General features: G+C 73.2%; 16 protein-coding genes. 10 read left to right on the forward strand and 6 right to left on the reverse strand.

Going from position 1 to position 17,740, the window contains the following annotated elements; all coding sequences use genetic code 11:
* Nucleotides 1–240: 240 nt before the first annotated feature.
* Complete coding sequence (locus JK359_RS03570) at nt 241–837, reverse strand: hypothetical protein (protein WP_201831430.1); 597 nt, start codon at nt 835–837, stop codon at nt 241–243.
* A 105-nt stretch (nt 838–942) separates the two neighbouring features.
* On the opposite strand from JK359_RS03570, the gene JK359_RS03575 reads away from it, so the two are divergent.
* Genes JK359_RS03575 through JK359_RS03585 form a run of 3 tightly spaced genes read left to right on the forward strand, consistent with a single transcriptional unit; the run spans nt 943 to nt 3,056 of the window.
* Nucleotides 943–2,016, forward strand: a complete 1,074-nt coding sequence (locus tag JK359_RS03575) for a sialidase family protein (RefSeq protein ID WP_201831431.1) — start codon at nt 943–945, stop codon at nt 2,014–2,016.
* Between the two features lie 43 nt (nt 2,017–2,059).
* Complete coding sequence (gene npdG, locus JK359_RS03580) at nt 2,060–2,764, forward strand: NADPH-dependent F420 reductase (RefSeq protein WP_201831432.1); 705 nt, start codon at nt 2,060–2,062, stop codon at nt 2,762–2,764.
* 13 nt (nt 2,765–2,777) lie between these two features.
* Nucleotides 2,778–3,056: a hypothetical protein gene (locus JK359_RS03585; RefSeq protein ID WP_236677141.1), complete on the forward strand. Its 279-nt coding sequence runs from the start codon at nt 2,778–2,780 to the stop codon at nt 3,054–3,056.
* Here the strand turns inward: JK359_RS03585 and JK359_RS03590 are convergent.
* Nucleotides 3,046–3,846 (reverse strand): site-2 protease family protein, encoded by an 801-nt coding sequence (locus tag JK359_RS03590; protein WP_201831434.1) that lies wholly within the window; start codon nt 3,844–3,846, stop codon nt 3,046–3,048. The two genes, JK359_RS03585 and JK359_RS03590, sit on opposite strands and share 11 nt — an antisense overlap.
* A 109-nt stretch (nt 3,847–3,955) precedes the next feature.
* Between JK359_RS03590 and JK359_RS03595 the strand changes: the two genes are divergently transcribed.
* Together JK359_RS03595 and JK359_RS03600 are read left to right on the forward strand one after the other, a co-directional pair.
* Nucleotides 3,956–4,444, forward strand: coding sequence for a DUF6578 domain-containing protein (locus JK359_RS03595; RefSeq protein ID WP_201831435.1), 489 nt, complete (start codon nt 3,956–3,958; stop codon nt 4,442–4,444).
* Between the two features lie 14 nt (nt 4,445–4,458).
* Nucleotides 4,459–7,716, forward strand: a complete 3,258-nt coding sequence (locus tag JK359_RS03600; RefSeq protein WP_201831443.1) for an AfsR/SARP family transcriptional regulator — start codon at nt 4,459–4,461, stop codon at nt 7,714–7,716.
* A 13-nt stretch (nt 7,717–7,729) separates the two neighbouring features.
* Here JK359_RS03600 and JK359_RS03605 read toward each other — a convergent pair whose 3' ends face one another.
* The 3 genes from JK359_RS03605 to panB all read right to left on the reverse strand — a co-directional run bounded on the left by JK359_RS03605 (nt 7,730) and on the right by panB (nt 10,645).
* Nucleotides 7,730–8,551 (reverse strand): ABC transporter permease, encoded by an 822-nt coding sequence (locus JK359_RS03605; RefSeq protein WP_201831445.1) that lies wholly within the window; start codon nt 8,549–8,551, stop codon nt 7,730–7,732.
* Entirely contained in the window at nt 8,548–9,573 is a 1,026-nt protein-coding gene (locus JK359_RS03610) for an ATP-binding cassette domain-containing protein (protein ID WP_201831449.1), read from the reverse strand. Before JK359_RS03610 ends, JK359_RS03605 begins: the two co-directional genes overlap by 4 nt.
* A gap of 205 nt (nt 9,574–9,778) precedes the next feature.
* Nucleotides 9,779–10,645, reverse strand: a complete 867-nt coding sequence (panB, locus tag JK359_RS03615) for a 3-methyl-2-oxobutanoate hydroxymethyltransferase (protein ID WP_201831450.1) — start codon at nt 10,643–10,645, stop codon at nt 9,779–9,781.
* A gap of 206 nt (nt 10,646–10,851) precedes the next feature.
* Here panB and JK359_RS03620 point away from each other — a divergent pair, with 206 nt between their 5' ends.
* The 3 genes from JK359_RS03620 (at nt 10,852) to JK359_RS03630 (ending at nt 14,370) form a co-directional block, all read left to right on the forward strand.
* Nucleotides 10,852–12,438 carry an MFS transporter gene (locus tag JK359_RS03620; RefSeq protein ID WP_201831451.1) on the forward strand — a complete coding sequence of 529 codons (1,587 nt, stop codon included), beginning with the start codon at nt 10,852–10,854 and terminating at the stop codon, nt 12,436–12,438.
* A 76-nt stretch (nt 12,439–12,514) separates the two neighbouring features.
* The gene (locus JK359_RS03625; protein ID WP_201831459.1) at nt 12,515–13,144 is read left to right on the forward strand and encodes a TetR/AcrR family transcriptional regulator; all 630 of its coding nucleotides are present in this window, start codon (nt 12,515–12,517) and stop codon (nt 13,142–13,144) included.
* A 188-nt stretch (nt 13,145–13,332) separates the two neighbouring features.
* The gene (locus JK359_RS03630; RefSeq protein WP_201831467.1) at nt 13,333–14,370 is read left to right on the forward strand and encodes an endonuclease/exonuclease/phosphatase family protein; all 1,038 of its coding nucleotides are present in this window, start codon (nt 13,333–13,335) and stop codon (nt 14,368–14,370) included.
* Between the two features lie 229 nt (nt 14,371–14,599).
* On the opposite strand, the gene JK359_RS03635 is transcribed toward JK359_RS03630, so the two are convergent.
* Nucleotides 14,600–15,439, reverse strand: a complete 840-nt coding sequence (locus tag JK359_RS03635; RefSeq protein ID WP_201831469.1) for an AraC family transcriptional regulator — start codon at nt 15,437–15,439, stop codon at nt 14,600–14,602.
* A gap of 76 nt (nt 15,440–15,515) precedes the next feature.
* Here JK359_RS03635 and JK359_RS03640 point away from each other — a divergent pair, with 76 nt between their 5' ends.
* On the forward strand, nt 15,516–16,376 hold the full coding sequence (locus JK359_RS03640) for an alpha/beta fold hydrolase (RefSeq protein WP_201831471.1): 861 nt from the start codon (nt 15,516–15,518) through the stop codon (nt 16,374–16,376).
* Nucleotides 16,377–16,390: 14 nt separating this feature from the next.
* Nucleotides 16,391–17,674, forward strand: coding sequence for an FAD-dependent monooxygenase (locus tag JK359_RS03645; RefSeq protein ID WP_201831473.1), 1,284 nt, complete (start codon nt 16,391–16,393; stop codon nt 17,672–17,674).
* Nucleotides 17,675–17,740: the final 66 nt, after the last annotated feature.

The following is a 17,740-nucleotide window of genomic DNA, read 5'->3' on the forward strand; positions in this document are numbered from 1 at the left end:
TTTTCCCCCGATCCGGCCGCCTCCCCCGCCCCACCGGAAGCCCCGCCGGCCGGCCTCCGCCCCTGCCCCACCGGAAGCCCGCCGGCCGGCCTCCGCCCCTGCCCCGCGGGAGACCTCCCGACTCGCCGCGTTCCCTCGCCCCGCGGAGAAGCCCCCCGGCCCGCCTCCGCCCCTTCCCCGCGGGACAGCCCGCCGGCCGGCCTCCGCCCCTGCCCCCGTGCCCGCTCGGGCGGGGGCGAGTCACCAAGGGGCCGGCGGTGGAGCCGTCAGCGCTTCCGTCAGCCTCGCCAGACGGTCCCGGAAGCCGCGCCGCCCCCTCGGCGAGCCGCCGTTCTCTCCCGCCGCAGCGCTGACCAGGTGCTGCACGCTGTCCAGGTCCAGCTCCGCCCCCTCCGGCACGGCCAGCGTGTCGTGCGCCATGGCGGCCAGCTCGCCCCCGCCCGCCCCCAGCGCCAGCACTGTCACCCCGGCCCGCCGCGCCTCGTGCACCCGTTCCAGCAGCGGCCAGGGCTCCTCGGGTGCCACGACCAGCAGGGTCTCACCGCGCCGCGCCGCCGCGAGCCGGCCCGGCCCGACCGCCAGGTGCGCGGGATCCGACGGGCGCGGCCGCTGCCGCACCAGCGTCGGCGCCAGCTCCGGCGTGCCCGACCAGGCCGCCTCGTCCACCAGGTGCGCGGCCAGGTGCCAGGGCTCGTGCCCGGGCGCGCCCACCAGCAGCAGCCCGCCCCCGTGCGCCACCACCGACCCGCGCAGCACCCCCGCGAACCTCCGGGTGGCCCCCAGCCACTCGGTCCCGGCGAGTACCTCACGCAGCAACGCGACCCGTACGGCGTCCATGCGGCCGCATCCTGCCGCAACAGACCACTCGTGACCCGGAGTTCACCCCGAATTCGCCCGACCTGGGGATGGTCCCGGCCCATCCGTTCGCGCGAGGAGCCGCCCATGACCGACGTCACCGTCCCCTTCCGCGCGGGACACGAGGGGTACGCCAGCTTCCGCATCCCCGCGGTCGTCATCACCCGGGCCGGCACGCTCCTCGCGTTCTGCGAGGGCCGTGCCGAGTCCGCGGCCGACCACGGGCACATCGACATCGTGCTGAAGCGGTCCACCGACGGCGGCCGTACCTGGGGGCCGCTGAAGGTCGCCGCGAACAACGGCAGGAACCTCGCGGGCAACCCCGCCCCCGTCGTCCTCGACACCGGCCGCGTCCTGCTCGTGCACGTCCGCGCCGCCGCCACCGCCACCGAGGACGCCATCCTGCGCGGCCGGATCAAGGACGCCGACGGCCGCCGGGTCTGGGTGCAGCACAGCGACGACGACGGTGTCACCTGGTCCCCGCCGAAGGAGATCACCCGGCAGGTGAAGAAGCCCGGCTGGCGCTGGTACGCCACCACCCCCGGCCACGCCCTCCAGCTGACCTCCGGCCGCGTCCTCGTCCCGGCCAACCACACCCTCCCGCCCACCGGCACCGACACCGGCGCCGAAGCCAGGTACAACAGCGGGCACTGCCTGCTCAGCGACGACCGCGGCGAGAGCTGGTACCTCGGCTACCTGGACGAGAACACCGACGGATACGTCAACGTCAACGAGACCACCGCCGCCGAACTCCTCGACGGCCGCGTCTACTTCAACACCCGCAACGACTCGCCCTCGCCGGGCAACCGCGCCGACGCCCACTCCCGGGACGGCGGGAAGACCCTCGTGAAGCCCTTCCGCCCGCAGGCCGGACTGACCGCACCGGTCTGCGAGGCCTCCGTGCTCCAGCTCCGCGACCCCGACCTGCTCCTCTTCTCGGCACCGGCCGACCCCGCCGCCCGCGCCCTGATGACGATCCGCGCCTCCACGGACGGAGGCACCACCTGGCGCCCGGCGTTCACCGTCGACGGGCTGCCCGCCGCCTACTCCGACCTGGTCCGCGTCGACCGCGACACCGTCGGACTCCTCTACGAGACCGGAGACTTCAGCGCCTACAGCACGATCACCTTCCGCCGGGTGCCGGTGCGGCGGCTGACCTGAGCCGGTGCCCGTACCGGCCCCGGCACGGACGTAGAGTCGGGCCATGACCTCTACCGACAGCGCACAGAAGGCCCCCGCCAAGGACCCCTGGGACCTGCCCGACGTCTCCGGTCACGTCGTCGGCGTGCTCGGCGGCACCGGCCCGCAGGGCAAGGGCCTCGCCTACCGGCTCGCCCGGGCCGGCCAGAAGGTGATCATCGGCTCCCGTGCCGCCGAGCGCGCCCGGGCCGCCGCCGACGAACTCGGCCACGGCATCGAGGGCGCCGACAACGCCGAGACCGCGCGCCGCAGCGACATCGTGATCGTCGCCGTACCGTGGGACGGCCACGGCGACACCCTGAAGGCGCTGCGCGAGGAGCTGGCCGGAAAGCTCGTCGTGGACTGCGTCAACCCGCTCGGCTTCGACAAGAAGGGCGCCTACGCGCTCAAGCCGGAGGAGGGCAGCGCCGCCGAGCAGGCCGCCGCCCTGCTGCCGGACTCCCGGGTCGCCGCCGCCTTCCACCACCTGTCGGCCGTCCTGCTCCAGGACCCGCAGACCGAGCGGATCGACACCGATGTGATGGTGCTCGGCGAGGAGCGCGCCGACGTGGAGATCGTCCAGGCGCTGGCCGGGCGCATCCCCGGCATGCGCGGTGTCTTCGCGGGCCGGCTGCGCAACGCCCACCAGGTCGAGTCGCTCGTCGCGAACCTGATCTCCGTCAACCGCAGGTACAAGGCGCACGCCGGGCTCCGCGTCACCGACGTGTGAGCCGCGCGGGGCGATGGGGGACACTGGTCGGCGAAGCAGTCCCGAGCAGTGTCCCCGACAGGAGCCCTCCGTCATGTCCCCCCTGCCCCCGCCCAGCCCGGCCCGGCGCCTCGCCCTCTACGCCCTGACCGTCTGCCTCCTCGCCGTGGCCGCCGCGGTCGTCTCGTTCGCCCGGGGGAGCTGGCTGGGGATCGTCTGGGTGCTGCTGGCGGGCCTGACGTCCAACATGACCTGGTACTACCTCAAGCGTGCCCAGGCATCGGCGGACCGGGGCGGGTCCGTCACGGGTTGACCGAGCAGATCTCCGGGGTCTCCTCCCAGAAACGGTAGAGCGCATGGCCGCAGGCCTGCGAGAATTCGTCGACGCCGAGGCCCCTGAGGACCGTGTCGATCACGTCGAAGAACGCACTGTTCACCGACGGCAGCCACAGCAGCGCGAACACGAACAGCAGGCCGAACGGCGCGAACGGCTCCACCTGCCGCTTGACGGAGTACGAAAGCCAGGGCTCGATCACGCCGTAGCCGTCCAGGCCCGGCACCGGCAGGAAGTTCAGGATCGCCGCCGTCACCTGCAGCAGCGCCAGGAACGCCAGCGCGTTGCGGAAGTCCGCCGGCACCCCGTCCAGCGCGTGCAGCCAGAACGGAGCCGTGCACACCGCCGCGAACAGCACGTTCGTCAGCGGGCCCGCCGCCGAGATCAGGCTGTGCCGCCAGCGCCCCCTGATCCGGTTGCGCTCGATGAACACCGCGCCGCCGGGCAGACCGATCCCGCCCATGATCACGAACAGCACCGGGAGCACGATGCTCAGCAGCGCGTGCGTGTACTTCAGCGGGTTCAGCGTGAGGTAGCCCTTCGCGCCGACCGTGATGTCCCCGCCGTGCAGGGCGGTGCGCGCGTGCGCGTACTCGTGCAGGCACAGCGAGACGATCCAGGCGGCCGTCACGAACAGGAACACCGCGATGCCCGGCTGCGCGGCGAACCCGGCCCAGGTGGCCCAGCCGGTCACCGCCGTCACGGCCAGGATGCCGACGAACACGGGACTGACCCGGCGGTCGCCGTGGCGGGTGGTGACGGTGGTCATGAGACGGGCTCCCTGTCGGCGTGAGCGATCGGAAGCCCGACCGTACCCGGCGCGGGCCCGCGGGGAAAACGTCTCGCGGCCGCCGCCCGGTTCCTGGAAGGTAGGGGCCATGCCACGGATGACGGTGCTCTACGAGGACTGGCAGATGGAGTGCTGCGGCACGCCCTTCGCGGTCGGGGACGAGGTCGGCTGGCGGCTCGTCACCGTCGACGAGGAGGCACCGCAGGGCGAGTTCCACGGCGCCACGGCATGGGTGGAGAACCACGGCGGCTCCGACCACGAGACCCGCGGCCGTGTCCACGCCATCGACCTGCTGCTCCAGGAGTACCTCGCCCACCACGACCCGCTCGCCGTGGAACCGGAACCCGGGCCGGCACCCGGCACCCTGGTCCTGCGCGCGACCGGGCGGGCCCTGGAGGCCGTGCCCGGCGCCACGGCCCGGGAACCCCTCGACGCCTGCCCGAAGTGGTTCGACGCCTTCGAGGACGAGGAACAGCCGCCCCGGCAGGTGCCGTACCGGGTCCGTCGTGCCGTCGGCGTCCTCGTCACCCTGGACGTCCCGGACGGCACGCCACCGCAGCCCGGTGACCACCGCTGACCACTCCGGTGACAATGGACCCCGTGCGCTATCAGCTCCTCGGTACCACCCAGGCGATCCGCCCCGACGGCACGGCCGTCCCGGTCGGCGGGGCGCGGCTGCGCACCCTGCTGAGCGTGCTCGCGCTCCGGGCCGGCCGGACCGTACCGGTCGGCGTGCTGGTGGACGAGGTGTGGGGTGCCGAGCCGCCCGCCGACGCCGCCGGCGCGCTGCAGGCGCTCGTCGGCCGGCTGCGCCGCACCCTCGGCGCCGCCGCCGTCGCCTCCGCCGACGGCGGCTACCGGCTCGCGGCCGGCCCCGACGACGTCGACCTCACCCGCTTCGACCGGCTCACCGCCGACGGCCTCGCCGCCCTCGCCGGCGGCGACCCGGCGAAGGCCGCCGCCGTCCTCGACGACGCCCTGGCCCTGTGGCGCGGTCCGGCGCTCGCCGATCTGCCCGACCACACCGCCGAGGCGAACCGCTGGGAGAGCCGCCGTCTCGACGCCCTGCGCGCCCGGCACACCGCCGCCCTCGCCCTCGGCCGCGCCGAGCAGTCGCTGCCCGAGCTGACCGCCCTGTGCGACGGCCACCCGCTGGACGAGCCGCTCCAGGCGCTGCGGCTGCGTGCCCTGCGCGACGCCGGCCGCCCGGCCCAGGCGCTCGCCGGCTACGAGGACGTACGACGCCTGCTCGCCGACCGGCTCGGCTCCGGCCCCGGCCCCGAACTGCGCGCCCTGCACGCCGAGCTGCTGCACGCGGCGCCGGCCGACCCGCAACCCGCGGCCCGTCCCGGCAACCTGCCCGCGCGGCTCACCTCCTTCGTCGGCCGGGAAGCCGACATCCGGGCCATCGGCGCCGATCTCGCGGCGGCCCGCCTGGTCACCCTGCTCGGGCCCGGCGGTGCCGGGAAGACCCGGCTGTCCCAGGAGGCCGCCGAGGCGGTACGGCACACCCTCCGGGACGGGGTGTGGCTCGCCGAGCTGGCCCCCGTGGACGACCCGGACGCCGTACCGCAGGCCGTGCTCACCGCGATCGGCGCCCGCGAGACCGTGCTGCACGGCGCCGGCGCCGACAGCATGCGCGCGGTCACCGACCGGAGCGGCGACCCCTTCGAGCGGCTCGTGGAGCACTGCGCCCGGCGCCGGATGCTGATCGTCCTGGACAACTGCGAGCACGTCGTCGCCGCCGCGGCCGAGCTGACCGGGCGACTGCTGGCCCGGTGCCCCGGGCTGACCGTCCTCGCCACCAGCCGGGAACCCCTGGGCGTGCCGGGGGAGCTGCTGCGGCCGGTGGAACCGCTGCCCGAACCCGTCGCGCTGCGGCTGCTCGCCGAGCGCGGCGCCGCGGCCCGGCCCGGCTTCCGGACCGGGGACGACCCCGAGGCGTGCGCCGAGATCTGCCGCCGTCTCGACGGGCTGCCCCTGGCGATCGAGCTGGCCGCGGCCCGGCTGCGGATGCTGTCGCCCCGGCAGATAGCCGACCGGCTGGACGACCGCTTCCGGCTGCTCACCTCCGGCAGCCGGACCGTGCTGCCCCGCCAGCAGACCCTCAGAGCCGTCGTGGACTGGTCCTGGGACCTGCTCGACGCCGACGAACGGGACGTGCTGGCCCGGCTGTCGGTCTTCGCCGGCGGCTGCGACCTGGCCGCCGCCGAGGCCGTGTGCGGGCCGGTCGCCCTGGACGCGCTCGGCTCCCTGGTCGACAAGTCCCTGGTCGTGGCCGCCCCCGCGGCCGACGGAGGCATGCGCTACCGGCTGCTGGAGACCGTCGCCGAGTACGCGGCCGAACGGCTCGCCGAGACCGGCCGCCGCGCCGAGGCCGAACGCGCCCACCTGACGTACTACCGGGAACTCGCCCGCACCACCGACCCGTTGCTGCGCGGCCCCGAGCAGCGTGCCGCCATCGAACGGTTCCAGCTGGAGTACGAGAACCTGCGCACCGCCCTGCGGCACGCCGTCACCGCGCGCGACGAGCAGGAGGCCCTGTGCCTGGTGCTCTCCATGATCTGGTTCTGGCAGATGCGCGACCAGCGCATCGAGACCCGCAACTGGTGCCGGGACGTCATGGCCCTGGGCCCGGACCCGTTCGCCGAACCGGTCCGCCGCGCCCAGCCCGTGTGGGAGCGCTGCACCGACGCCCCGCCCCCGTACACCGGAGAGGTGCTCGCCGAGGCCCGGCGCGGTGTCCATCTGGCCCACCTGGCCTGCATGGACACCGACATGGCGGCCTGGCAGACCCCCGAGGCACAGGCCAAGCTGCACGCCGTCACGCAGGTCTACGAGCCCGGGCTGCCGCAGACCTGCCGCGCGCCGGGCCTCCTGTGGTTCTTCGCCGTGATGCTGACCGGGGGCATGGACCGGCTGCGCACGATCATCGACGCCGCCGTACGGACCTGCCGGGACACCCCGGGATACGAGTGGGAGCTGGCCGGCGTCCTGCAGTGGCGCGCCAACCTCCTCGCCAACCGCAGCGCCTGGGCCGGCGACGCCACCCGCGACGCCGACGAGTCGCTGGAGATCTACCGCCGGCTCGGCGACGACTGGGGCACCGCCGAGGCGCTGTCCGCCCGCGGCGAGTCCCGTGAGCGCAGGGGCGCCTACCCGCAGGCCGTCGCCGACTACCAGGCGGCCATCGACCGCGCCGAACGCCTCGGTGCCCGCGCCCAGGTGGCCGTGCTCCGTTCCCGCCTGGGCAGTGTGCTCATGGAGTCGGGCGACACCGAGCGCGGTGAGCGGCTGCTGCGTGAGGTCATAGCGAGCCAGGACGGCGCCCAGAACGAGGCGATGCCCGCGGCCCGGCTCTTCCTCGCCTGCTGGCTGGGCCTGGTCGGACGGATCGGCGAGGCCCGCGAGCAGCTCCGCCTGCTGCGCGAGGAGTTCAAGATCGCGCACTTCGTCGTCTTCGACGCCATGATCCTGACCCAGGAGGCCTGGCTGGACGCGCTGGAGGAGCGGACCGAGGAGGCGCTGGACCGGGCGCGCCGGGCGCTGCGGCGCGCCGGTGACCCGCTGACCGAGGCCATCACCCCGCACCTGCACTCCATCTGCCTCTGCGTGGCCGCGATGGCCCTCGCCCGTGCCGACGGCGGCAGCCGCGCCACCGACGCCGCCCGCTGCCTGGCCGCCGCGGACGCCCTCGTGCCTGCCGGTCACATCGCCGTCGGAGTGGAGCGGCGGGTGCGCGACATGACCGAGGCCCGGGTCCGGGAGGTCCTCGACGACCGGGCTTACCGGGCCGCGTACGCCGAGGGCGGTGGCCTCTCCCTCGCGGAGGCCACCGCCCTCGTCTGACCGCAGGAGAGCCTCAGCTCTTCGTGCGGAACTTGTGGATCGCGACCGGGGCCATGACCGCGGTCAGACCCACCGACCAGATCAGCGTCACCCAGAGGTCGTGCGCGACCGGGCCGCCTTCCATCAGGCCGCGCGCGGTGTCGGCCAGCGTGGAGAGCGGGTTGTAGTCGGTGAAGGCCTGCAGCCAGCCCGGCATGGAGGCGGGCGGGGCGAAGATGGACGAACCGAACTGCAGCGGCATCAGGACCAGGAAGCCCATCGCCTGCACCGACTGGGCGTTCTTCATCACCACGCCGAGGGTCAGGAACACCCACATCAGCGCGGAGCCGAAGACCGCGGAGAGCCCGACCGAGGCCAGCAGGCCGCTCCAGTGCTTGATGTCGTAGCCCACGAGGACGGCGACCACCATCAGCACCGCGGTCGCGAACAGCATCCGCATCAGCTCCACCGCGATCTTCGCGAAGAGGACGGAGCCGCGCCCGATGGGCAGCGAGCGGAAGCGGTCCATGACACCGGAGTTGAAGTCCTGGTTGAAGCCGGTGCCCACTCCCTGGGCCATGTTCATGCCCATCATGGCCATGAGCCCGGGGATGACGTACTGGACGTAGCGCTCCTGGCCGCCGCCCAGCGACTGCCCGATGGAGCCGCCGAAGACGTACACGAACAGCAGGGTGAAGACGACCGGGAACAGGACGGCGTCGAACATCGACTCCGGGTCCTGCCGGATCCACAGCAGGTTGCGGCGGATCAGCGCACCGGTGTGCCGCAGGTGGGCCCGCAGCGAGATCGGTGTGTCCGCCTTCGTGGCGGCCGGGGACAGCGTGGCGGAACTCATACGGCGACCTCCTGGCGGTCGTCGGCGGGCGTGACGTCCTGCGGGGTACCGGCACGGTGACCGGTGAGCGACAGGAACACCTCGTCCAGGCTGGGCAGTTCGGTGGTGACGGAGGAGATCGTGATGCCGCGAGCGGTGACGGCGCCGACCACGGCGGTCAGCTGCTCGTCGCTGAGGATCGGCACCAGCAGGGTCCCGGTCTCGGTGTCCACGGTGGTGGCGGCGAGCCCGGTGATGCCCAGGTCGTCCAGCATCCCGGCGAGCGGGCGCAGCTCCAGCGGGTCCACCGGGCGCACCCGGAGCGTGCGTCCGCCGACGCGGGCCTTCAGCTCCTCGATGCCGCCGGTGGCGATGACCTTGCCGCGGTCCACCACGGTCAGCTCGGAGGCGAGCTGTTCGGCCTCCTCCATGTACTGGGTGGTGAGCAGCACGGTGACGCCTTCGCCGACCATCGCCTTGACCTCGTCCCACACCTCGTTGCGGGTGCGGGGGTCCAGGCCGGTCGTCGGCTCGTCCAGGTAGAGCACCGCGGGCCGGCCGATCATGGAGGCGGCCAGGTCGAGCCGCCGTCGCATTCCGCCGGAGTAGGTGCCGGCGGGCCGCCTGGCGGCCTCCGTCAGCGAGAACCGCTCCAGCAGTTCGTCGGCGCGGGTACGGGCGTCCCTGCGGGACAGGTCCAGCAGCCGGCCGATCAGGTACAGGTTCTCCCAGCCCGGCAGTTTCTCGTCCACGGAGGCGTACTGGCCGGTCAGGCCGATCACCCGGCGCAGCTGCCGGGGCTGCCGTACGACGTCGTAGCCGGCCACCGTGGCCTGCCCGGCGTCCGGGGTGATCAGGGTGGACAGGATCCGTACGAGGGTGGTCTTGCCGGCGCCGTTCGGCCCGAGCACACCCATCACGGTGCCCTCGCGCACGTCCAGGTCGACACCGTCCAGTGCCTTGGTCTCGCCGTAGTGCTTGACCAGTCCCCGCACGGTCACGGCGGAGTTACCGCCGACGGGGTTGTCGTCGATGCGTGTCATGCGGACGACAGTGTCAGGGCCCACCGACAAACCACCGACAGGCCACCGACAGGGGACCGGCCCGCCACCGACAGGCCACCGACAGGGGGACCGGCCCGCCACCGACAAGCCAACGACAGGGGGACCGGCCCGCCACCGGCAGGGCGCAAAGGGACAGCCCGCCGACGGGGGAAGATCGGCGGGCTGTCCGTGGTGCGACGGTGGATCAGTGGACGGAGTGCGCCTCCGTCGGGAACGCGCCGCCGACGACGTCCTCGGCGAACGCCTTGGCCGCGCCGGTCATCACCTCACGCAGATCCGCGTACTGCTTCACGAACTTCGGCACCCGGCCCGGGGTCAGCCCCAGCATGTCGGTCCACACCAGGACCTGCGCGTCCGTCTCCGGGCCCGCGCCGATGCCCACGGTCGGGATGTGCAGCACGCGCGTGACCTCGGCCGCCAGCTCGGCCGGGACCAGCTCCAGCACGACGGCGAAGGCGCCCGCGTCCTGCACGGCCTTGGCATCGCGCAGCAGCTGCTGCGCGGCCTCCTCGCCCCGGCCCTGCACGCGGTAGCCCATGGCGTTCACGGACTGCGGGGTCAGGCCGATGTGCGCCATCACGGGGATGCCGGACTCCACCAGCAGCCGGATCTGCTCGTGCGAGCGCTCACCGCCCTCCAGCTTGACCGCCCCGACCCCGGCCTCCTTCACCAGCCGGGTCGCCGAGCGCAGCGCCTGCACCGGCCCCTCCTGGTAGGAGCCGAAGGGGAGGTCGCCGACGATCAGCGAGCGCTGCGTGCCGCGGACCACGGCCGCGGACAGCATGGTCATCTCGTCGAGGGTGACGGGTACGGTCGTCTCGTACCCGAGGTGGCAGTTGCCCGCCGAGTCGCCGACGAGGATCACCGGGATCCCGGCCTCGTCGAAGACGGACGCGGTCATCGCGTCGTAGGCGGTGAGCATGGGCCACTTCTCGCCCCGCTCCTTGGCGAGGGCGATGTCGCGGACGGTGATGCGGCGGGTGCCCTTCCCCCCGTACAGCGCCTTGCTGCCGTCGGAAGGCTTGTTCTGGGCAGCCGAAAGCTGCGTCATGGCAACGGCTCCTTCAGTCATCTCGAGGCGCCCTCACGGCGTCCCCGGACCGTCTCCATGGTGGCACCTCGTGCCAGCCAGGGCCAGGGGTACCCCCTGTGACACCGGCCCGTCGCCCGGCTTGGCCGGAACCCGACGCGTAAGGCCTTGGTAAAGGAATAAGATACGAGACCGTTCCGTATCGAAATGGCCGTAGGGTCGGACACATGACAAGTTCCGTCCCTGCCTCCCGAATACCGGAAGCGGTGCACCGGCGCCGCTGGGCGATCCTCGGCGTGCTGATGCTGAGCCTGCTGATCGTGGTGCTCGACAACTCGATCCTGAACGTGGCCATCAAGACCATCTCCACCCCGGCGCCCACCGGCCTCGGCGCCACCCAGAGCGAGATCGAATGGGCGATCAACGCCTACACCCTCGTCTTCGCCGGCCTGCTGTTCACCGCCGGGCTCGTCGGCGACCGCATCGGCCGCAAGAAGGTGCTGCTCGGCGGCATCGCGGTGTTCGGCATCGGCTCGGCCCTGGCCGCCGAGTCCGGGTCGCCGGGCCAGCTGATCGCCTACCGCGCGCTGATGGCCCTCGGTGCCGCCTTCGTCATGCCCGCCACCCTCGCCGTGCTGATGAACGTCTTCGAGCGCGACGAGCAGCCCAAGGCCATCGGCATCTGGGCCGGCGGCGTCGGCCTCGCCATCGCCATCGGCCCCATCACCGGCGGCGCGCTCCTCGACCACTTCTGGTGGGGCTCGGTCTTCTTCGTCAACGTGCCCATCGTGATCATCGCGCTGGTCCTGATGGCCTGGCTGGTGCCCGACTCCCGCGACCCCCGGCCCGGCCGCCTCGACCCGGTCGGCGTGGTGCTGTCCGTGGTCGGCCTCGTGCTGCTGGTCTACGGCATCATCAAGGGCGGCGAGCTGGCCGACTTCACCGACGCCAAGGTCCTGGCGACCATCATCACCGGACTCGTCGTGCTGGCCGCCTTCGTCGTCTTCGAGAAGCGCAGTGACCACCCGTCGCTGGACGTCAGCTACTTCAAGAACAAGGTCTTCTCGGCCGCCATGAGCGCCATCGCGCTGGTCTTCTTCGCGCTGATGGGCGTCACCTTCTTCGGTGTCTTCTACACCCAGAGCGTGCGCGGCTACTCCCCGCTCGAGTCCGGCGTGCTGATGCTGCCGCTCGCCGTCGCCCAGCTGATCTTCGCGCCGCGCGCCCGGCTGGTGGTCGACCGGTTCGGCAACAAGGCCACCACCACGGCCGGCCTGATCCTGATCGCCGCGACGCTGGCCGCCTTCGCCGGCTTCGAGGCGGACACGCCGATCTGGCTCCTGGAGGTCGTCTTCTTCCTGATGGGTGCCGCCATGGCGCACATCATGACCCCCACCTCGGTCGTCATCATGCAGGCCCTGCCGCGTGAGAAGGCCGGTTCCGCCTCCGCGCTCAGCAACACCTTCCGCCAGGTCGGCGGAGCCCTCGGCATCGCCGTCCTCGGCTCGGTCCTCGCCACCTCCTACCGCAACGGCATCGAGGGCAAGCTCGGCCTGCTGCCGCCCGGCCTGCGCGACACCGCCGCCGAGTCCATCGAGGCCACCCTGGGCATCGCCGAGAAGCTCGGCCCTCGCGGGGAGGCCCTGATCACCCCCGCCGACGACGCGTTCCTGCACGCCATGCACGTCACCGCCCTGTGCGGTGCCGGTGTCGCGCTGGTCGGCGCCGTCGTGACGGCCCTCTTCCTGCCGGGCAGGCCGCCGGCCGGTCAGCAGGGCGAGAAGGAACCGGAACTGGTCGGCGCCACGGACTGAGGTCCGCGAGCGCTTCCACGGGGGAGGAGGCGGCTGCGGGACAATCCCCGCAGCACAGTTGAGAGGACGGAACCACGTGAGCCTTGCCGACAGCCGGCCGTGCCCTGCCGGTCCCGTACGGGGCAGGCCCCGCAGCGAGGCCGTGGAACGGGCCATCCTGGAAGGCGTGATGCAGCTCCTGGAGGAAGGCGTGCCCCTGGCCGAACTCTCCATCGAGCGCATCGCCCGCACCGCCGGGGTCGGCAAGGCCACCATCTACCGCCGCTGGAGCGGCAAGGAGGAACTGTTCATCGACGTCGTGCGGGCCGCCGAACCCCCGGACCCCGAACTCCCGGGCACGTCCATGCGCGACGACCTCCTCGTCCTGCTGGAGAACCTGCGGCAGCGGGGACTGGCCAGCCGGTCCTCGGCCCTGCTGCACAACGTCCACACCCAGATGAAGAGCAACCCCAGGATCTGGGCCGCGTACCACGAGAACGTGATAGCGCCCCGGCGCGCGCTCGTGCTCGACGTGCTGCGCCGCGGGCAGCGCGACGGCGAACTCCGGCCGGACGTCGACGTGGAACTGGCCAACGACCTGTTCGTCGGACCGATCCTCGTCCGGAGCGTGCTGCGCCCCGACGCCGAGCTGCCCGAAGGACTGGCCGGACAGATCCTCGACACCGTCCTGGCAGGCCTACGACCCGTCAGCTCCACCGTCGCGTAGCACTAATGTGCGCGTTTTGTCACAGACCACTCCGGTCTCCGGGCCAACCGGAACTTCCGGGCCCGCCTTGTTCGTCCTCGTCTTCCGTACGGCCGTCACGGGACGGCGGGAACGGAGCCGATCATCCCCTAGGGTCGGAAGAGCACGGGGGGCGAACGGTGTGCACGGCAGGCAGTGAGGCAGACGGTATGGCGCAGCAGGCGTACATGACGGAGACGGCGGGCGGCGGCTCGGGACCCGAGCGACCGGGATCCCGGCTCCGGCGCCTCGCGCACCGCCTGACCACCGGCTGGCGGGGCGACCCGTGCATCTGGCGCCGCGGCATCGTCCTCGCCGTACTGGCACTGCTCCTCGCCCTGGTGATGCTGGTGCACTCGCACATCCCCAACGCCGTGGGCAATCTCGGCAGTCTGACCGAGACGTTCCTGCCCTGGCTGGGCATCGCCATCCCGGTCCTGCTCGTCGCCGGCGTGCTGCGCAGGTCGGCGACCGCCCTCATCGCCGTGGTACTGCCGACGGTCGTGTGGCTGAACCTCTTCGGCGGGCTGCTCACCGACAAGTCGGGGGGCGGCACCGGGCTGATGGTGGCCACGCACAACGTCAACGCCGACAACCCGGACCCGGCCGCGACCGCCCGGGACGTGGCCGCCTCGGGCGCCGACGTGCTGGCCCTGGAGGAACTGCCCGCCTCCTCCGTCCCCGTCTACGAGAAGGCGCTCGCGGCGACGTACAAGCACCACGCGGTGGTCGGCACGGTCGGCCTGTGGAGCAAGTACCCGATGACCGGCGTCGAGGCCGTCGACATCAAGCTCGGCTGGAAGCGGGCGATGCGCGCCACGGTCGCCACGCCCCAGGGCCCGCTCGCGGTCTACGTAGCCCATCTGCCCTCGGTACGCGTGAAGATGGAGGCCGGGTTCACCGCCCGGCAGCGGGACAAGAGCGCCGACGCGCTCGGCGAGGCCATCGCCGACGAGACCGTCGAGCGGGTCGTCCTGCTCGGCGACCTGAACGGCACGATGAACGACCGCTCGCTCAACGCCGTCACCTCGCAGCTGCGTTCCACGCAGGGAGCGGCCGGCAGCGGCTTCGGGTTCAGCTGGCCGGCGTCCTTCCCCATGGCACGGATCGACCAGATCATGGTCAAGGGCGTCGAGCCGGAGAGTTCCTGGACGCTGCCGCGCACCGGCAGCGACCACCTGCCGGTGGCGGCCCGCGTGAAGATGTGACCCGTTCGCGGAACACGCCGCGGCCTCGACGCCGGCACGGCACCACCCTCGGCCGGAGCGCGGACCGGCACCCCGGCCCGGGTCCGGCCGCTCCGGTGCGGGTCCGGCTGCTCCGGCGCGGAGCTGGCTGCTCCTGTGCGGGTCCGGCTGCTCCTGTGCGGGTCCGGCTGCTCCGGTGCGGGTCCGGCCCCTCCGGCCCGGCGCCGGCCGCCCCGGGGGACGCGTGCGGCTAGGCGGTCGATCCGCGGCCGGGCCACGCGATGTCGTCGACGGCGAGAAACGGCTCGCCGGCGACGGTCGCCGGGGTCGCCCCGGTGAACGCCATGACGTCCCGGTGCAAATGGGACTGGTCGGCGTAGCCGGCGTCGGCCGCGACGCGGGCCGCGCCCTCACCCGCGACCAGGCGGTGGGCGGCGTGGTCGAAGCGGACCAGCTTCACCGCGCGCTTCGGCGGCAGGCCGAGCTGCGACCGGAACCGGGTCCACAGCCGCTTACGGCTCCACCCGACCTCGGCCGCTAGCCCCTCGACCCGGGTCAGGCCACGGCTGCCGACGATCCGGTGCCAGGCCCAGGCCACCTCCGGGTCCACCGGCGGCCCCGCCTCGTACCGGCGGGCGAGCAGCGCATCCGTCAACGCGAAGCGGCCCTGCCACGACGGGACACCGGCCAGCCGCTCGCGGATCAGGGACGCCTCCCGGCCCCACAGGTCCTCCAGGGACACGACGGCGCCGTCGAGGCCGGCGGGGGAGGCGCCCAGGACCGCACGTGCGATCACCGGGGACAGACGCACCTGCACGCACTCGACGTTCACCCCCCGCGCCCGGACCGCGCCTCCGGACCCGAGTCCGGGCCCGGCGACGAGACTTCCCCGCCGCTGTCCGGCGGCACAGTCGAGGACGGGCGAGCCGGCGCCGAACTCCAGGAGCATCGTCACGGCCGGGTGCGGGACCATCCGGAGCGCGTCCAGGTCTCGCACCCGGAACCCGGCCATGGTCAGACCGGCCACCCGGCTGGGCCGCTGCGGGCATGCGACGTCCCACACCGCCGCACCGTGCCTGAACGTCCGCACCGGCCCATGCTACGGGAGCCGGCCGAAGGAACATTTGTCCAATCCGCCGGCGGGTAGCGGCGGCGACAGTGGGCCCATGACTGTTTCTGACGGCGGACCGCACGTGCACGGCGGAGCCGGGGCCACCGGGCGTACGACCCTGTCGCTGGACGACGGCGACATCCACGTGTCCCAGGACGGCCCCCGCGACGCCCCCGCACTCCTGCTCATCCACGGCACCGCATCCTCGGCCCGCTCCTGGGACCCGATGGTTCCGCTGCTGACCGGCTCTCACCACGTCATCCGGATCGACCTGCTCGGGCACGGCCGGTCGGCCAAACCGGCCGACCGCAGCTACACCCTCCCGGACCAGGCACGCCGGGCCGGCGCCGCACTGGACCGGCTCGGCGTCGAACACGCCGTCATCGTCGGCCATTCCAGCGGCGGCGTCGTCGCCACCGCCCTCTCCGAACAGCGACCCGGCCTGGTGACCGCGCTCGCCCTCATCAACACCGGACCCGGCCTGGACGCCTCCATCGCACCGCAGTCCGGCGCGAGCGGCCCCGCGCAGTGGCCGCCGGCCGACGAGCAGCTCCGGCTGTTCGCGAGCACCGGGTTCAGCCGCCCGGGCTACCGGTTCCCGGAAGAACTCCTCGACGACGCGCGCTGCATGACCCACCACACGTTCACCGCGACGACGCAGGGCACCCGCGCCTACCTCGGGCAACGGGCACTGCCGGACCGGCTGCGGGCCGTCGGCAAGCCGCTCCTGGTCCTCTTCGGCGAGGACGACCGCCGGTGGCGGTCCTCGTCCGCCGCCGACTACCGCTCCGTTCCGGGCGCGACGGTCGAGCTGCTGCCCGGTCTCGGACACTCACCCATACTCGAGGATCCCCCGCGGACCGCCGCCCCCCTGCTGGCCTTCACCACGCTCCACGCCGTACGGGCGGACCGATGACAAGGAGGGGCGCCATGCGGATCCTCATCTCCGGCGCCGGCGTCGCCGGTCCGGTGCTGGCCTACTGGCTCACCAGGCACGGCTTCCGCGTCACCGTCGTCGAGCGCGCACCGGCCCTGCGCAGGACCGGCGGCCACGCGGTCGACCTGTTCCGGCCGGCGCTGGACATCTCGGAGAAAATGGGCGTGCTCCCGCGCATCGAGGAGCGGGCCACCGCCACGAACCGGATGACGGTCCAGCAGGAGGGCGCACGGCACCTGGTCCGGGTGGACCTCGCCAAGATCTTCCGCGCCACCTCCGGCCGGCACGTCGAGATCATGCGCGACGAACTGAGCGAGATCTACTACGACGCCGCACGCGACGACGCCGAGTACGTCTTCGGCGACTCGGTCACCGCGATCGCGCCCGACGGCGAGGTGCGCTTCGAGAACGCCGCACCGCGCCGCTTCGACCTCGTCATCGGCGCGGACGGCCTGCACTCCAACGTGCGCCGCCTCGTCTTCGACGAGGTCTCCCTCGCCGGCGGCTTCATCGGGGCCTACTTCGGGGTGCTGAGCCTGCCGAACGCCCCGGGCCTCGACCGCGAGCTGCGCATGCACGTCGGCGTCGGCCGCACCGCCGGCATGTACGGCGCGCGGCACCTCGGCGACGCGCGGGTGCTGTTCCTCTTCCGGAGCGAGCGCGAGCTGGGCTTCCACCACCACGACGTACCGCGGCAGAAGGAACTGCTGCGCGGTGCGTTCGCCGGCATGCACCCCGACGTGGACGGCTGGCTGGACGAACTCGACCGCACCCCGGCGTTCTACTTCGACTCGATCACCCAGCTCCGCATGGACACCTGGTCGCGGGGGAGGGTGACGCTCGTCGGCGACGCGGGCTACTGCCCCGGCCCGGCCGTCGGCGGCAGCACCAGTCTGGCCGTCGTCGGCGCGTACGTCCTCGCCGGGGAGCTGGCGCGGGCGGGCGGCGACCACGAACGCGCCTTCCCCGCCTACGAACAGGCGATGGCGGAGCACGTGCGCGGCAGCCGCGCGGCCGCGCTCAGCGCCGCGAAGACCCTGGTCCCCACCTCACGCCTCGGCGTGCGGGGACTGGCCGAGGGCGCCCGCCTGATCTCCGCCCTGCCCGCGGGGCCCGGCCGGGCCCTCCTCCGCCTCACCAGCAGGACCGCACGCCTCCACAACGCCATGACCGTCGGCGACTATCCGCCACCGCCCACCGCACCACGAGGCCGGGCCGACCTCACGGGCAGCCCCGGCGGCACCCCCGCAGGCGCCCCGGAGGCCGGCCCGGGATGAGGTGACCGGGCCGGAGCCCGGGGCCCACAGCGGTGGACGTGAAGGTGCTCACACCGGTGACCGGGC

It is taken from the genome of Streptomyces actinomycinicus, from assembly GCF_016741775.1.
GTDB lineage: Bacteria > Actinomycetota > Actinomycetes > Streptomycetales > Streptomycetaceae > Streptomyces > Streptomyces actinomycinicus.

Coding starts and splice junctions, on each gene's coding strand:
- JK359_RS03590 (WP_201831434.1), bottom strand. CDS start 3,846: ATGACCACCGTCACCACCCGCCACGGCGACCGCCGGGTCAGTCCCGTG.
- JK359_RS03645 (WP_201831473.1), top strand. CDS start 16,391: ATGCGGATCCTCATCTCCGGCGCCGGCGTCGCCGGTCCGGTGCTGGCC.
- JK359_RS03595 (WP_201831435.1), top strand. CDS start 3,956: ATGCCACGGATGACGGTGCTCTACGAGGACTGGCAGATGGAGTGCTGC.
- JK359_RS03575 (WP_201831431.1), top strand. CDS start 943: ATGACCGACGTCACCGTCCCCTTCCGCGCGGGACACGAGGGGTACGCC.
- JK359_RS03620 (WP_201831451.1), top strand. CDS start 10,852: ATGACAAGTTCCGTCCCTGCCTCCCGAATACCGGAAGCGGTGCACCGG.
- JK359_RS03640 (WP_201831471.1), top strand. CDS start 15,516: ATGACTGTTTCTGACGGCGGACCGCACGTGCACGGCGGAGCCGGGGCC.
- npdG (WP_201831432.1), top strand. CDS start 2,060: ATGACCTCTACCGACAGCGCACAGAAGGCCCCCGCCAAGGACCCCTGG.
- JK359_RS03605 (WP_201831445.1), bottom strand. CDS start 8,551: ATGAGTTCCGCCACGCTGTCCCCGGCCGCCACGAAGGCGGACACACCG.
- JK359_RS03600 (WP_201831443.1), top strand. CDS start 4,459: ATGGACCCCGTGCGCTATCAGCTCCTCGGTACCACCCAGGCGATCCGC.
- panB (WP_201831450.1), bottom strand. CDS start 10,645: ATGACGCAGCTTTCGGCTGCCCAGAACAAGCCTTCCGACGGCAGCAAG.
- JK359_RS03570 (WP_201831430.1), bottom strand. CDS start 837: ATGGACGCCGTACGGGTCGCGTTGCTGCGTGAGGTACTCGCCGGGACC.
- JK359_RS03585 (WP_236677141.1), top strand. CDS start 2,778: ATGGGGGACACTGGTCGGCGAAGCAGTCCCGAGCAGTGTCCCCGACAG.
- JK359_RS03610 (WP_201831449.1), bottom strand. CDS start 9,573: ATGACACGCATCGACGACAACCCCGTCGGCGGTAACTCCGCCGTGACC.
- JK359_RS03630 (WP_201831467.1), top strand. CDS start 13,333: ATGGCGCAGCAGGCGTACATGACGGAGACGGCGGGCGGCGGCTCGGGA.